Origin of the sequence: Bradyrhizobium sp. B117, assembly GCF_038969555.1 — a bacterium.
Lineage (GTDB): Bacteria > Pseudomonadota > Alphaproteobacteria > Rhizobiales > Xanthobacteraceae > Bradyrhizobium.
The window spans coordinates 6,853,811-6,869,172 of the sequence record NZ_CP152414.1; the positions used below are offsets into that span (position 1 = coordinate 6,853,811).

At 64.1% G+C, this 15,362-nt stretch carries 15 protein-coding genes; 9 read left to right on the top strand and 6 right to left on the bottom strand.

What is annotated here, in order from left to right; all coding sequences use genetic code 11:
• The first annotated feature begins 158 nt into the window (after positions 1–158).
• From AAFG16_RS33305 to AAFG16_RS33315, 3 genes are all read left to right on the top strand, one after another.
• Positions 159–341, top strand: coding sequence for a hypothetical protein (locus AAFG16_RS33305; RefSeq protein ID WP_283080693.1), 183 nt, complete (start codon positions 159–161; stop codon positions 339–341).
• A gap of 192 nt (positions 342–533) precedes the next feature.
• A complete protein-coding gene (locus tag AAFG16_RS33310; protein ID WP_283080694.1) occupies positions 534–698 on the top strand; it encodes a Flp family type IVb pilin in 165 nt (54 codons plus the stop codon).
• Between the two features lie 192 nt (positions 699–890).
• Positions 891–1,313, top strand: a complete 423-nt coding sequence (locus AAFG16_RS33315; RefSeq protein ID WP_342732129.1) for a hypothetical protein — start codon at positions 891–893, stop codon at positions 1,311–1,313.
• Positions 1,314–1,327: 14 nt separating this feature from the next.
• Here the strand turns inward: AAFG16_RS33315 and AAFG16_RS33320 are convergent, their stop codons facing one another.
• The 6 genes from AAFG16_RS33320 to AAFG16_RS33345 all read right to left on the bottom strand — a co-directional run bounded on the left by AAFG16_RS33320 (position 1,328) and on the right by AAFG16_RS33345 (position 6,923).
• Positions 1,328–1,633, bottom strand: a complete 306-nt coding sequence (locus tag AAFG16_RS33320) for a putative quinol monooxygenase (RefSeq protein ID WP_342732131.1) — start codon at positions 1,631–1,633, stop codon at positions 1,328–1,330.
• A 91-nt stretch (positions 1,634–1,724) separates the two neighbouring features.
• A complete protein-coding gene (locus AAFG16_RS33325; protein ID WP_342732133.1) occupies positions 1,725–2,402 on the bottom strand; it encodes a type 1 glutamine amidotransferase domain-containing protein in 678 nt (225 codons plus the stop codon).
• Positions 2,403–2,529: 127 nt separating this feature from the next.
• Positions 2,530–3,174, bottom strand: a complete 645-nt coding sequence (locus AAFG16_RS33330; RefSeq protein ID WP_342732135.1) for a hypothetical protein — start codon at positions 3,172–3,174, stop codon at positions 2,530–2,532.
• A gap of 9 nt (positions 3,175–3,183) precedes the next feature.
• The gene (locus tag AAFG16_RS33335) at positions 3,184–5,439 is read right to left on the bottom strand and encodes a molybdopterin cofactor-binding domain-containing protein (protein WP_342732137.1); all 2,256 of its coding nucleotides are present in this window, start codon (positions 5,437–5,439) and stop codon (positions 3,184–3,186) included.
• A 1-nt stretch (position 5,440) separates the two neighbouring features.
• Positions 5,441–5,905: a (2Fe-2S)-binding protein gene (locus AAFG16_RS33340; RefSeq protein ID WP_283080700.1), complete on the bottom strand. Its 465-nt coding sequence runs from the start codon at positions 5,903–5,905 to the stop codon at positions 5,441–5,443.
• Between the two features lie 82 nt (positions 5,906–5,987).
• Positions 5,988–6,923, bottom strand: a complete 936-nt coding sequence (locus tag AAFG16_RS33345) for an AraC family transcriptional regulator (RefSeq protein ID WP_342732140.1) — start codon at positions 6,921–6,923, stop codon at positions 5,988–5,990.
• Positions 6,924–7,262: 339 nt separating this feature from the next.
• On the opposite strand from AAFG16_RS33345, the gene AAFG16_RS33350 reads away from it, so the two are divergent.
• The 6 genes from AAFG16_RS33350 to AAFG16_RS33375 all read left to right on the top strand — a co-directional run bounded on the left by AAFG16_RS33350 (position 7,263) and on the right by AAFG16_RS33375 (position 15,344).
• Positions 7,263–8,018 carry an alpha/beta hydrolase gene (locus tag AAFG16_RS33350; RefSeq protein ID WP_283080702.1) on the top strand — a complete coding sequence of 252 codons (756 nt, stop codon included), beginning with the start codon at positions 7,263–7,265 and terminating at the stop codon, positions 8,016–8,018.
• A 51-nt stretch (positions 8,019–8,069) separates the two neighbouring features.
• Complete coding sequence (locus tag AAFG16_RS33355; RefSeq protein WP_342732144.1) at positions 8,070–9,083, top strand: aldo/keto reductase; 1,014 nt, start codon at positions 8,070–8,072, stop codon at positions 9,081–9,083.
• A 94-nt stretch (positions 9,084–9,177) separates the two neighbouring features.
• Entirely contained in the window at positions 9,178–10,029 is an 852-nt protein-coding gene (locus AAFG16_RS33360) for a VOC family protein (RefSeq protein ID WP_342732146.1), read from the top strand.
• Between the two features lie 70 nt (positions 10,030–10,099).
• Positions 10,100–10,522 carry a putative quinol monooxygenase gene (locus tag AAFG16_RS33365; protein ID WP_342732148.1) on the top strand — a complete coding sequence of 141 codons (423 nt, stop codon included), beginning with the start codon at positions 10,100–10,102 and terminating at the stop codon, positions 10,520–10,522.
• A gap of 145 nt (positions 10,523–10,667) precedes the next feature.
• Entirely contained in the window at positions 10,668–13,598 is a 2,931-nt protein-coding gene (locus AAFG16_RS33370; protein ID WP_342732150.1) for a winged helix-turn-helix domain-containing protein, read from the top strand.
• 111 nt (positions 13,599–13,709) lie between these two features.
• Positions 13,710–15,344: a thiamine pyrophosphate-requiring protein gene (locus AAFG16_RS33375; RefSeq protein WP_342732152.1), complete on the top strand. Its 1,635-nt coding sequence runs from the start codon at positions 13,710–13,712 to the stop codon at positions 15,342–15,344.
• Positions 15,345–15,362 lie beyond the last annotated feature (18 nt).

Sequence of the window (15,362 nt, forward strand, 5' to 3'; positions counted from 1 at the left end):
CCGTCTCGCGAACAGCCTCAACAATCCGTTAAGCCCGCATTGTGGTTTTCGCCTGCTCTCGGACGACGCCACGTAATCCTACGGAAGACAAAATTAACCTTCGATTCCCGCTGCTCAGCGCATGGTCGCATCGTCGATTGAACCCGGGGGTTGCACCCGTGCCGCAGCAGGACGCCAGAAAGAACTACATCGGCCTCGTCAACGACACGGCCGAGGACGAGCGCCTCACCGGCGGGGCCGCGCAGTTGCAGCCGCGCGTCATGAGCTATCTGGTCGGGCGCCTTGCAGCGGTGCTGAAACGCTCCGGCAAGGCCGCGCCAGGGCGGTCGATCGCGTCCTGAACGGAGACAGCGTCAAATCCAGCCAAAGCCGGTGAGGAAACCTTAAGTCAACGAATGGCACGTATATGGCCGCAGGCAGGAAGCATCCCGCCTGCCCTTTTGCGCGCGCACGCGCCCCCGAAAGTTAGTGAATCAATTTACCATTCCGAAAACGGCGCCAGCCTACGTTGGACGGATGAACAGGAGTTGACGATGACTTTGCTCAGGTCATTTCTTGCCGATGAACATGGTGCCACCGCCATCGAGTATTGCCTGATCGCCGCCGGCATCGCGCTCGCGATCGTCACCATCGTCAACAACACCGGCAGCGCGCTCCTCAACAACAAGTTCAACTCGGTCAGCTCGGCGATAAAGTAACGGCCGCTGTGGCCTGACGCGACGCCCCCTGCACACTCGTCGGAGCCCGCCGGGTAGAGCGAAGCAAACTCCCCATTTCCGTCACCTTTGGCAGCCATTTGGGTGCTGATATTCTTCAGCACGGCATGACGCGAGCCGTCATGCTCTCGATCATTGAACCAAGGTTGTTTGAGGATGCCGATGAGACGCACGATGGTTCTGGCTGTCAGCCTCGCGTTTGTCGGCCTCTGGCCGCAGGACGGCGCGAAAGCACAGACCGCACCGCCGGTTTCGCTTGCTCCGCCGCAAGCGTCGCCGCCCCAAGCATCGCAGCCGCAGGCATCGCCACCGCCAGCAAGCGCCAGGAATTCCCGGCCCAAGCGCGATCCTGCCTTGGTGACCGCGCCCGGCGGAGCGGCTTCGAAGCCCGTGATTGGCGGTTTTCCGGCATCGCCCAATCCCGCCGCCGACTACGATGGCTTCAGCGTCGGCACTGAGGACAACGACACCCACGGTCAGGTGTCGCCGCCGCCCCGGTCACGCGGGGCAAGGAGCGGCTCCACGGACCCGGACTCGTTCGATCCGGAGGATGAGGCGTTGAAGCGAAAGCTGACGATCTGCAAAAACTGCAAATAGGTTGCTGACGCCGTTCACCGGCCCCCAACCTCGACCGCTTCCAAGACCACCGCCGTCCGATCAGCCAGCTCGGGAATTTTGGCCAGGTAGGCCTGGTAGTGCGGCGTGGTTCGGTGAGCTTCCACGGCCGCAACGTCCCGATACAGCTCGTCGAGAACGTAGCGATCTTCATTCGATATGTCGCGCCAGACATCCCAGTGCAAGTTGCCAGGTTCGGCCCTGGAATGCGGTGCCATGCCGACAAGCAGTGCCCTGAGTTCAGCGGACTTGCCCGGGCGAGCAACCAGGATAGCGGTGATCTTGGATGGCGATTGCGTCATTCGACAGCTCCTGATGCGAGGGCGGGCGCGGCTTGGGAGATGCCGAGCCCCCTCGCGAATTGCGTTCACTCCGAAATTTCAGATGTTCGCGTCACCGGTCCTGTCGCTTGAGGGCGGAGAGCAACTCTTTTCCCAGCGGTCCGGCCGAAGCGGGGTTCTGCCCCGTGATGAGCCGGCCGTCGACGACGACGTGAGGCTGCCAGTTGGCGGCAGACGAGTACTCGGCGCCCTCTGCCCTTAATGCGTCCTCGAGCTCGTAAGGCACATCCTCGCGGGCGTAATCGTACTCTTCCTTCCTTGAGAAGGACGTGAGCTTCTTGCCGCGCACGAAAGGGCTGCCGTCACCAAGGTCAACGCCAAGCAGCGCGCACGGCCCGTGACAGACAGCGCTGACGAGCTTGCCAGTGCTCCAGGCGCGCACGATGGCATTCTGGACCGCTGCGTTGCGCTGGATGTCCACCATGGGCCCGAGACCGCCGGGCACCAGAATGGCGTCGTAATCGGCGGCATCCACCTCGGACAATTTGCGACTGTGATTTAGGCGACGAAAGGCTTTACTCGCGAGGAAATCCTTCTGAGCGGGATCTTTCTCGTCGTACGCATCGTAAGGCGTCCATCCCCCGGCCGGGGACGCGAACTCCACCGCGACCCCGGCCTTGTCGAGCACCTCGAAAGGATGGGCGACCTCGGCGAAAAAGAAGCCGACCTTGCGATTATGCGGACCGAGCACGGCTGCGTTGGTGACGATGAAGAGGACATGTTGGGTCATGGGTTTCTCCTTTGGATAAGGCCTTGCATTCAGGCGGCCAGAGCACCATTGCTGGCCGACCAACAACTTTGCTGTCGGGATGCTGTCCCAACCATTGGGATCACGTTGACGCGACGCGGAGAACGCCTCACTCCGGACAGGGTTGCCCCGCGGCGCCCCACAGGGCCATGTCCTTGACGTGATCCTCGAAGGTGCCCGGCGGCGTGGAGCGGCCTGCGCCGGGCGACCAGCCGCGGGGAATGAAGCCGTTCAATGACGCATCGTGGCGCAAGTGATCGAGGAGACCTGCGGCATCGCGCCCGCCATTGCGCGTGGGATCCTTCAGCTGCGCGCAGATCTCGGCGCCGCTCTTGCCGAACCAGATGAAGGCGACCGGCGCGAGCTGCCAGTCGATGCCGGCGCGCGGCGGCGACGGTGCCGGCTCGTTCGCCTGGGTCGAGGTCATGTGGCAGGTCGAGCACGGGATCGCCTCCGCACCGATCCGGCTCTCGCCGCCATGGATGTTCATGCCATGCACGCGCGGTTTGGTTTCCCCTGCCGGCGTCCAGATCGGGATCGCCTTGGCGTCGACATGGCAATTGGCGCAGCGCGGATGCGTCACCACCGCCTCGATGCGCTTCCAGGCTAAAACCCCCTCAGCACGGCTGACGCTGCCCGCCGGCAGCACATCCTTGGCACCTTCCTTGGCACCTTCGTCCTTGGCCGCGACAATTCCGGTGAGAGCCGCGATCGTGGACGCGGCGAGGACGAGCGCAATCAGAGACGTCTTCATTGCTGATCCTCACACGAAATCGATGAACTTGTTGAAGGGCATTTCGCGGATCCGCAGTCCGGTCGCAGCGAAGATCGCGTTGGCGAGCGCGGGCGCGGCGGGAGGAACCGGCGGCTCTCCGACGCCTCGCACTTTCGGATCGTTCTCGAGCCCGCGCACCTCGATGACCGGACATTGGTAGATCCGCATCGCTTCGTGGTGGTTGTAGTTGGTCTGCTGCACCGCGCCCTTGGCGTAGGTGAGCTCGCAATTGATGGCGTGGCCGAGCCCCCACACGACGCCGCCCTGCACCTGGTTCTCGAAATTGACGGGATCGACGACCTTGCCGACGTCAACCGCGACCCAGACCTTGTCGATCCTGATGCCACGATCGGTCTTCGTCACTTCGACGACTTCGGCCACCGGCGTTCCGAAGGATTCAACGAACGCGACGCCCCGCCCTCTGCCGTTACCGAGCGGTCCCTTCCAGTCCGACATCTCCGCGACCGTCTCCAGCACCTTGCGATAGGTCGGCACAGTGCACATCGCGATGCGCGCCTTCATCGGATCGAGGCCCGCTGCATGGATCAGCTCGTCGATGAAGCTTTCAGTAAAGAACCCCGATGTCGAGGCGCCGACCGACCGCCACGTCGTGCTTGGCGAAAGTCCCTGCGCCTCGTAGCTCGTGGCGCGGAAATTGGGGATGTCGTAATAGACGTTCCACAAGCCGGCTGCCAATTGCCCGTCGGGATCCTTCGACGGCGTGCCCGAACGCTCGAGCAGCCCTTTGAGCGGAGTGGTCGAGGCCAGTTGCAGATCGGCCGCGACGATCTTGCCCTTGTCGACGGTCCCTGTGTGCCGGGCGATCGCAATCTGCCGCGGAATGTCCTGGAGGAAATCCTCCTCGCGCGAGAGCACGAGCTTGATCGGCGTTCCCTTCATCTGATTGGCGATCTCGGCGAGAACGCGGACGTTCTCGTATTCGAGACGGTGGCCAAAGCTTCCGCCAGTCCACTGATTGTGGAAAGTGACCTGCTCCGGCTTGAGGCCGATCGCCGTCGCCGCGACATACTGTACGAAGCGAGGGCTCTGATGGCCGACCCAGATCTCCATGCCCTTGTCGGTGACGAGACCGATCCCGTTGAGCGGCTCGAGCGGCTGATGCGCCACGTAAGGAGCGCGATACTCGGCCTCGACGCGCGCGCCCGTCTTCAGCCCGGTTTCAATATCGCCGATCTTCTTCCACTCCTTGCCAAGGAATTCCGGTTTGAACGAATTCTCCAGAACCTTCCAATGGTCGGCCTGCTCGGCGGGATAGGCCGAGGGTGCCCACTCGCAAACGATGGTGTCGACCGCCTTCATGGCGTACCAGCTGTTCGTCGCGATCACCGCGACGCCATTCCTGATTTCGAGGATCTTCTTGACCCCCGGCATCGCACGCGCCTTGCCGGCATCGTAGGATTTCAGCGGCTGCCCCTTGTTGGGGTTCAGCTTGACGGAGGCATGGAGCATGCCGTCCATTTTCATATCGATGCCGAACTTCAGCTCGCCCATCACTTTCGAGCAGACGTCGAGCCGCATCATCGGCTTGCCGAGCATGCGCCATTTGGACGGGTCGCGCGGCTGTGCATCGAGCACCGGCGGAATTTTTGAAGCGTCCGCGGCGAGATCGACATAGGCGATCTTCTTGCCATCGGGCAGGATCACATGGCCGGACTGGGTGCGGAGGTCGGCCATGGCCACGCCCGCGCGCTTGGCCGCAGCGGCCTTCAGCGTCTCGCGTGCCACCGCGCCGGCAACACGCAGCTTTTGATAGGTGTCCGGAATCGAGCTCGATCCACCCGTCATTTGCAAGCCGGCTTGTCGCAACCATTCGAGCGTCTTGGCACGCGCTTCCTCGGCGGCCGGGCTCTGGTCCGCGGCCACGAACGGCGCGAACTCGTCGGCGAAGCCCGTGTTGAAATAGGCGGGACTGGGACCAGCGAAGCGGATCTCGAACTGGCCGGGATCGAGGTCCATCTCCTCGGCGATCATGATCGACTGCACGGAGCCGACGCCCTGGCCGATGTCGGCGTGCTGTGCGATCAGCGTGATCTTGTCCGGGCTGATCTCGACCCAGGGATTGAAGGTCACCGAGTTCGGGGCGAGGCCCGCGGCCAGCGGATTGCTATCGGCGCTCGGCGCGGCCGCTTCGGCAGGACTATAGGCACCAAAGGCAATGCCGCCGGCGACGGTAGCGGAGCCGAAAACGAAAGCCCGACGCGAAAGGGTCTGCATGTGGCCCATCTCACTTCTCCGCAATCTTCTTGGCCGCCGCCGCATGGATCGCCGCGCGGATGCGCGGATAGGTGCCGCAGCGGCAGAGATTACCGGACATCACCTGATTGATCTGCTCGTCGGTCGGCTTGGAGATCCGCGCAAGAAGCGAGATCGCCTGCATGATCTGTCCGGTCTGGCAGTAGCCGCATTGCGGCACCTGATGCTCGATCCAGGCCTGCAGGACCGGGTGCTGGTCCTTGTTGTCCAGGCCTTCCAGCGTGACGACCGATTTGCCCGCGACCTCGCCGATATGCGACTGACAGGACCGCACCGCCTTGCCGTCGATGTGAACGGTGCAGGCCCCGCATTGCGCGACCCCGCAACCGTATTTGGCACTGGTGATGCCGAGCTCGTCGCGCAGCACCCAGAGCAGAGGCATCTCGGGAACGACGTCGACCTGGCGCTTGATCCCGTTCACCGTGAGTTCGATCATGTCGATATATCCCCTTGCGGATCTGGTCGGCACGCCAGCACTGCCCGATGCAGGCTGGGCAGTATTTCCGAATCCTGCGGGATCATGCACAATCCCTGCGGAATGCCGTATTGGCACGATCGGCTTTCACGTCAGCCTGGCCGCAGCACAATTCGCGATATTGCCCCGGCGTGAGGCTTGCGGCCTTGCGGAACACGCGCGTGAAATTGGCCTGCGAGCCGAAGCCGAACGCCAGCGCGATTTCGACCAGCGACAAGCGGTCGCGTGCGAGTTCGTGCCGCGCAGCCTGGACGCGGCGATCGGTCACATAACGGTGCGGTGACAACCCGGTCGCTTCGCGAAACAGCCGGGAGAAATGATAGGGACTGAGGCAGGCCTGGGCCGCCAGATCCTCGAGCCTGATATCGCTGCCGAGAGAAGCCTCGATATAGTCCAGCACGCGCTGGAGGCGCCGCGAGTCGAGCGACGGCGACTTGTCGGGCGCGCGCCAGCGGTCGATCGTATAGTTCCCCAGAAGGTGCGCTGCGAGCGCAACCTGGATTCCCTCCACGAAAAGCGCATCGGTCGGCTGGCGCGGGCGATGAAGCAGATCGCGAAGCGGCGAGCAGATGTGGAACAGCACCTGGTCCGTCAGACCGTGCGCGTAGGCGATCTCGACTTTCGCCGGATCGATATCGAAATCCGCGAGCGCACTCTGGTCCAGCAGCGCCGGCGGCAGATAGAGATGAAGGCATTCCATCCGATCCGACAGTTCGAGATGGCTCTCCTGCGTCCCCACAGGCACGAGGTAGCTCATGCCCGGCCGCGCGAGACTTTTCTGGACTTCACCATTGCCGATCCGGCACACCATGCCGCCACCTGACAGCACCATGACGATTTCGGTGCAGATGGGGACGGGCGTTGCCTGGCGTCCCGCCTCGAACCTGCGATGCTCGATGCTCAGTCCCGGCCAATCGCTCGCAGCCGCGAGCTTCTCGCTGTTCTTGTATTTATCATCTCCATGCGTCACGAGTGCCATCACGACCTCCGCAAGTTGCGGCGAATCCCGGCCCCATATCGCAAGCGAGCGATCATTCCATCCGGTGGTGAGTTGCAGCCCCGGCCGCTGCCACGCCGATCTGCGAATTTGTCACAAGCGGCGATGACGAAGTCCAGAGGCCGCGCGGTTAAAAGAGGTAAAAGGCAGGCAAAGCAAAGGCTTGGCGCGCGGCGCGCTTTCGCTTCGAAAGCGGATCTCTCCGCGAATGAGCAAGATGCGTCCGTCATCGCGCAGGAATCGGAAATATCGCAATTCTCGCCTGCGCTAGTGAAGGGGTGATCAACGGCAATGCCGCCGTATCAAGGATCGGAGCCTGGTATGAAGTCGCTTATCTTTACGCTTGCTGCAATGTCGATCGCAGCGGCCGCCCCCGCGGTCGCGGCCGAGAGGCCCGTCTCCATCGTCCTTGTCCACGGCGCCTTCGTCGATGGCTCGGGCTGGAAGGACACCTACGACATCCTCTCGAAGGCCGGCTATGAAGTGCTCGTCGTCCAGCAGCCGACGATCTCGCTTCGAGACGACGTCGCGGAAACCGAGCGCGTGATCGCCAAGGCGCGGCATCCGGTCATTCTCGTCGGGCATTCCTATGGTGGAATGGTCATCACGGAAGCCGGCGACAATCCGAAGGTTCGCAGCCTGGTCTATCTCGCGGCATATGCTCCCGATGTCGGGGAGTCGGTCAGCACGCTGTCGGAAGCACCCGTGCCGCCCGGCGAGCACAAGGGTCCGCTGGTCACTGAGGGCAATTATCTCTTCGTCGAGCGCGATAAATTCCCGAGCTCCTTCGCCGCCGGTGTCGACCCGGCCACGACCCGCTTCATGGCTGCGGCGCAATTGCCGTTTGGACTGCAGGCGGTGCAGACCAAGGTCGAGCGCGTGGCCTGGAAGACGAAGCCGACCTATTACATGGTGACGATGGAGGATCACATTATCCCTCCGAGCTTGCTGCGCACCATGGCCAAGCGCTCGGGCGCGAAGGTGACGGAGATCAAAAGCAGCCACGCGGTGATGCTGTCGCATCCGCGCGAGGTCGCGGCGTTCATCAGAAGCGCAGACACGTCCGCGGCCGACTGAGACCGGCCGCGCCGCAGGAATCGTATCGGCGGTCACAGAAGGACTCGCAACATGGCTCTCAAGGATATTCTGCCGGGGAAGCTGGGTTTCGGTGCGGCGCCGCTCGGCAACATGTTCCGCGACATCCCGGAGCAGGAAGCGCTCGCGACGGTGAATGCGGCCTGGGACGACGGCATCCGCTATTTCGACACCGCGCCCTTCTATGGCGCGGGTCTTGCCGAGATCCGCATGGGCACCGCGCTCGCCGGCCGGCCGCGAAGCGACTACGTCGTCAGTACCAAGGTCGGACGCCTGATCCTGGACGAGATCGAGGATGTCAGCGCCCGCGACCTCGGCGAAAAGGGTGGCGTGTTCAAATACGGGCGCCCGAACAGGATCGTGAACGACTATTCCGGGGACGCGACGCTGCGCTCGATCGAAGATAGTCTGAAGCGGCTCGCTACCTCCCACATCGACATCGCCTTCGTGCACGACGTCGCGCAGGATTTTTACGGCGACGAATGGCTTTCGGTCTTCGAAACCGCGCGCAAGGGCGCGTTCAAGGCGCTCGACCGGTTGCGCGACGAAGGCGTGATCAAAGCGTGGGGCCTCGGCGTCAACCGGGTCGAGCCGATCGAGCTGCTGCTCGCGCTCGAAGAGCCGCGCCCCGACGGCTTCCTGCTCGCAGGCCGCTACACGCTGCTCGATCATGCACGGGCGCTGCAACGGGTGATGCCGATGGTTGCCGAGCACGAGCTCGCGATCGTCGTCGGCGGCCCCTACAGTTCGGGCGCGCTCGTCGGCGGTCCGAACTTCGAATATGCGCCGGCGCCTGCGGAAATCCTCAACAAGGTGGCGCGGATCAAGGCCATTGCCGACCGCTACGGCATCAGCATGAAAGCGGCAGGCTTGCAGTTTGCGCTGGCCAACCCGGTGGTGGCGGCCGTGATTCCCGGCGCGAGCCGCCCGAGCCGCATCGCCGAGGATCGCGCCGCGCTTGAGGAAGCCATCCCCGCCGACTTCTGGCGCGAGCTCCGTTCGGAAGGGCTCGTCAATCCCGCAGCTCCGCTTCCCGTCGCCGATTGAGGCTCCGGGAGCGCAGCGGACTCAGCCCGGCCGAGCGCTATTCCGGCCGGAAGGACAACACACGCCAACCCACCTGATGATGACGGAGAGCGATATGACGGATGAAGCAGACAACGCCACTGACATGGGTCGCCGCACCCTGCTCCAGACAGCCGGCGCAGCCGTCGTCACCGGCCTCGTCGCCGGCACGGCGACCGACGCGCGGGCCGCAGCGCAGGACGCCGGCGGCGTGTCGTCAGCCGCGCGCGATGAGGCGCCGCTCGGCGCGCGGCTCCAGGGCGTCCAGCATTTCGGGTTGACGGTTCAGAACATGGAACGGGCCTATCAGTTCTATACGGAGGTGCTCGGCGGCACCGAAGTGTTCCGTCACGGCGACTTCCAGGGCGACGGCGTGCAGAACACGCTGCTGGCCGATCAGGAGATCGAGGCGAATGCGCGCGGGGTCAATCCCAGGACCATCGGCGTTCCCGACCTCAGAAGCGGTGCGCAGAGGCTCGATGTCCGCTTCATCCAGTTCGACAACATGGTGCTCGAACTGCTGCAATATCGCGAAGCCGATCAGCCGATGGGCAGCGCGAAGAGTTTTGCCGAGCCGGTGGAGCACATGAGCCCGGCGTTTCCGCGCATGATGCACATCTGCTTCTACGTTCGTGATGACGTCGACTTCAACAAGTTCATCGCCGACCTCGAAGCCGAGTCCGCGCGCCGTGGCATGACGCAGGTGAGAGCGAACCGCACCATCCGCGTCATGACGGAAGCAGACCGCAAGGCGGCGCCCCGCAGCGCCAACACCAACCGGGTCACCGCGGAACCCTCGAACGGCTGGGAGCTGATCTATTGCAAGGGGCCCGAAGGCGAGCAGCTCGAATTCGTCAAAGCGCTCGGCCCGGTCAAGCAGCGTTTCAGCGAGGCCCTGGCAAAGCGACAACAAACAATCGTGCGCTGACCCGTCAAACCTCGGGCGACCGGCTTCCGCCCGGCAAGGCGCCCCCGATCGCAATGTGAAGGACTTCATCATGCAAATCCTCATCCGCAATTCGCTCGGCGCCCTGCTCTTTGCTACCTCGATGGCCGTGACGGCGGCACCAATCGTCGCCCAGGAAGCTCCGCGCGTGCGCTACCAGGAAATTCCGGAAGGCGCCTATTCGGTGGTGGCCCAGATCCGCGCCAAGCCAGGGAAGGAAGAGGAACTGCGCACCGCCACACTGCCACTGATTGACCTCGTTCGCGGCGATCCCAAGAACCTGGTCTATTTTCTGCAGGAAGACCGCGCCAAACCCGGGCACTTCATCTTCTACGAGGTGTTCGCCAGCCAGGCCGATTTCGACGCGCATAACGCGATGCCTTATGTGCAGGCGTGGTTCGCCAGGCTTCCGGAACTTGCCGATGGCGGCGTCGAGGTCATGCGCATGGCAGTTCTTGGCAGGCCACCAAAATAGCCGAAACCCCGCGCGAGCGGTTTTGTCGCAGCCGTCCTGCGGGCAAGCGCCCGCAGGATTCGTGCGAATTCAGAACGGCTCACTTCAACAAGTTTGCAGCGCGTGATAATTGCAGGCGATCTGTTCGATCGATTGGCAATGATCAATGCGGGCTGCCACGGAGACACGGCAACGGGGCACACGCCGGCAGGAACTCACCTACTGCTTCGGCCCGTTTCGACTGGTTCCCAGCCGACAGCTCCTCCTGCTCGACGGGCGCCCCGTCAAACTGGGCGGACGCGCATTCGAGCTCTTGCAGCTGCTGGTGCAGCGCTGCGGCGAGCTGGTCAGCAAGAATGAGCTGATGGCGGCGGCCTGGCCGGGCACCTTCCTCCACGACAGCAATCTCAAGGTCAACATGTGGAGCTTGCGGCGTTCGCTGGGAGATACCCAGATCGAGCCCGCCTACATCGCGACCGTGGCGCGCCGCGGGTACAAGTTCATCGCCGACGTCCAAGCCAGCATCGGCGAGATCGAGGATGATCCGGCGCTGGCCGATCCGCTCCCCTTGCCCAACCCGCCATTGTTGCGCGACATCGTTGGCCGTGAAACGGAGATCGTCGAAATCGCCGACCTGTTGGCCGACAACAGGCACGTGACCCTTGCTGGCGCAGGCGGGATCGGCAAGACAACCGTGGCCGTCGCGGCCGCACGGACCTACGCGCCACGCTGCCGGGACGGAATCTGCTTCGTCGACCTCGCGACAATTTCCGATCCGACGCTGTTCGGCGCGGCGCTGGTAACGGCACTGGGCATCAGAGGCAATACCGACAATGGTCTGGCGGCGGCCCTCGATTATCTGAGGCCGCGGCAGATGCTGCTCATCCTGGACAATTGCGAGCATGTGCTGCCCGCTGCCACGATCTTTGCCGGCAAGTTCCTGACGGACACCTCGCCGTCCAGGCTGCTCGCGACCAGCCGCGAGCCGCTCGGCACCGCCACCGAGCATGTCGTGCGGCTTGGTTCCCTGGCCTCGCCGAAATCCGGCCTTGCCCTGACCGTCGATGAGGCCCTGAGATTCCCGGCGGTCCAGCTGTTCGTCCGCCGCGCCGCCGAGTGGTCGGACTATCAGTTCGCTGATGACGATTGCGAGGACGTCGCCTCGATCTGCCAATCGCTCGACGGCCTTCCGCTGGCGATCGAACTGGCGGCGGCCCAGATTGGCAGGTTCAATCCTCGCGAATTGGTGGCGCTGCTCGATCAAAAGCTGGGTTTCCGCGCCCCCAGCGCCGACGGTACGCCGCCGCGTCATGAAACCCTGATGGCGACGATCGACTGGAGCTTCCGTCTGCTGTCGCAGAAGGAAGCGAGACTGTTTTGCCTGCTGTCGGTGTTCAGTGACGCCTTTGACGCCGAGGACGCGGTTTTCGTCGCCGAGGCCGCGGGGCTCATCCCGATCGACGTCGTCACCGGCCTTGGCAGTCTCGTCGCCAAATCGCTGTTGAGCGCGCAGACGTGGGGCGCGAGCCTGCGCTATCGGCTGCTCGACAGCACACGGCGGTATGCCGCCGAGCGGCGCAAGGGCGATCCGGCCTGCGACCAGGCGCTGCGCCGCCATGCACAATGCGTCCTCGCGCTGTTCGAACGGTCCGAGGAGGAGTGGAACTGGCGTGAGCCGGCCGATTGGACCCAGCGCTACCTCGGTCGCATCGCCGACTTGCGAACTGCGCTGTCATGGGCATTTGGCGAGGCTGGCGATCCTGCCCTCGGAATCAGGCTTACGGTTGCGGCGATCACCTTGTGGTCGGAAACCTCCATCCTGTCGGAAGCGCAGGCACGGTTGGAGGACGCGCTCGCCTTGGCCAAGACGGTCGCGTGCGACGATCTGCCAAAGGCAAAGCTCGCCTGCGCCCTTGGATGGAGCCTGTTCTACGCGCGTAAAATGTCGAATGAGAACGAGGTTGCCTGGCTCGCCGCCATCGCCTTTGCGCGGCGGGCCGGCAACATCGAGTATCAGCAGCGCGCGCTGGTGGGTTTTTCCTTTTATCTGTTGCAGATCGGCCAGATCCCGCGCGCCATAACCCATCTCGAGGAGGCCACCGCGCTCGCCGACCGCGCCCGCGATTTGACGGCAACGTCCGAAGCGGATCGGGCCTTGGCCTGGGCCCGCGCCTTTGCCGGCGAGTTGAGCAAGAGCCGCCCGGTTCTGGATCGTCTTGCGGCAACCTATTCGCTGGCCGAGGGCCGTTCGCGCAAGGATGCGAACGAGGTCTACCGGTTCATCACCGTCCGCTTCAACCTGCCCTTCGTGGCGTGGATGCAAGGGCAACCCGACTATGCGGCAAGGCTAGCCCGCGACGCGGTCGACGCCGCGGACCGCGGCGGCCATTGGGTGTCGCAGTCGAACGCGCTGGGGCTTGCCGCGCTGCCTGTCGCCCTCGAAACCGGCAATCTGGATGCGCTCGAGGGCTTCACGATGCGGCTGCGTCGCAACCTGGAACGTGAGCGCATCTCGCGCTGGGTCCCGGTCGAGCGCTATTTCTCCGCCTGCCTTCGCGACTTGCGTGGCGATCCGCGCGCGGTGGACGACATTCGCGCCGCGATCGACGAACTGATCGAATCTCGCTTCCTGATGCGGATCGGCAGCTATCTCGCCGTTCTCGCCCGCGCCTATCTGCGGCAGGGGCGGATCGCGGAGGCGCGCGAGGTCATCACGCGGGCGATCGCCCATCAGGAACGTCAGGGCGAGCGCTGGTGCCGGTCGGAACTTCAACGGGTCGAGGCGGCGGTCCTTCTCCACGCCGGCGAGCCGCTGCGCGCCGAGCAGCGGCTACAGCAGGCACTCGCCGAAGCGCGCGCCATCGGCGCGATGACCTTCGCGTTGCGCATCTCCACAGACCTGGCCGCGCACTGGATTGCGACCGGCCGCAGGCCCAAGGCTGTTCGCCTGCTCGCCCCGATTTATGATGAGTTCACCGAGGGCTTCGAGACGCCGGATCTAGTGGCTGCTTCGCGCCTGCTGCAGCGCATGCGGTCGACGCCGGGCGGCTGCGGCCATTATCGCCAGCCGGGGCCGATGCACGCTCGCGGTGCATAGCTGGCCTACCGCCGCGTTCACCGCGCGTGCTTTACGCTTCCCGCATTTCCTGATCCTCTCTCTTCAACTAGCCGGGAGCAACCGGCCTCGCCAGGGAGAGAGAGAGACGCCATGAAGCTCGGCACCGCCATTGCGGAAATCATGAGGCGCGAGGGGATCGAGATCCTCTGCGGCTATCCCGTCAATCATCTGATCGAGCACGCGGCCAAGGCCGAGATCCGCCCGGTGATGGTGCGGCAGGAGCGCGTCGGTATCCACATGGCGGATGCGATCTCGCGGGTGACGTCGGGACGCATGATTGGCGCGTTCTGCATGCAGCATGGACCGGGCGCGGAGAATGCGATGGGCGGCGTCGCGCAGTGCTTCGGCGAGTCCGTGCCCGTGCTGGTGTTGCCGATGGGCTATCAGCGCCGGCTCTCGCATATCGAGCCGAACTTCAATTCCAGCGAGGCGATGAAGCCGTTCGCGAAATCATCCGAGCCGATCATCCTGGCCGCGGAGGTCGCCAACATCTTCCGCCGCGCCTTCACGAAACTCAAGAACGGCCGCGGCGGCCCTGTGATCGTCGAGATCCCTTCCGACATGTGGAACGAGGAGGTGCCGGAGCCGCTGAACTACACGCCGGTACTGCGCACCCGCTACGGCGCCGATCCTGTGCACGTGAAGGAGGCAGCAAACCTGCTCGTGACTGCGAAACGGCCGGTGATCTATGCCGGCCAGGGCGTGCATTACGCGCAGGCCTGGCCGCAATTGAAACGGCTCGCCGAGCGGCTCGCTATTCCCGTCACCACCAGCCTCGGCGGCAAGTCGTCGTTCCCGGAAACGCATCCGCTCTCGCTCGGCTCCGGTGGCCTCGCCGTGCCGCGCGCGGTCCCGAAATTCCTCGCCGAGGCCGACGTCATCTTCGGCATCGGCTGCTCCTTCACCGAGACCAATTTCGGCATCGCGATGCCGAAGGGCAAGACCATCATCCATTCGACGCTCGATCCGAACCATCTCAACAAGGATGTCGAGGCTCAAATCGGCCTCGTCGGCGATGCCGGGCTCGTGCTCGACGCGCTGCTGGAGGAGATCGGCAAGACCGTCACCGCGGATCGTGATGCGTCCGTGGTCGCGGCCGAGATCGCGGCCTCGCACAAGGAATGGCTGGCGAAATGGATGCCGAAGCTGACCAGCAATGACGCGCCGCTCAGCCCCTATCGCGTGCTCTGGGACCTGCAACACACCGTCGACATCAACAACACCATCATCACCCATGATGCCGGCAGCCCGCGCGACCAGCTCTCGCCGTTCTGGAGATCGGTCGAGCCCCTCACCTATCTCGGCTGGGGCAAGACGACCCAGCTCGGTTATGGCCTGGGTCTCGCGATGGGCGCCAAACTGGCAAAGCCCGACAAGCTCTGCATCAATGTCTGGGGTGACGCGGCCATCGGCTTCACCGGCATGGATTTCGAGACCGCGGTGCGCGAGCGCATCCCGATCATGTCGATCCTGCTGAATAATTTCTCGATGGCGATCGAACTGAAGGTGATGCCGGTCTCGACCGAGAAATATCGCTCGACCGACATCTCCGGCGACTACGCCGCGATGGCGCGCGCCTTCGGCGGCTATGGCGAGCGGGTAACGAAGCCCGAGGACATCATCCCCGCGATCAAGCGCGGCATCCAGAAGACGCAGGAGGGCATCCCCGTGCTGCTGGAGTTCATCACCAGCAAGGAGACCGAGGTGTCGCGGCCGGGTACGTGAGGCCGGGTCTCACTGCGG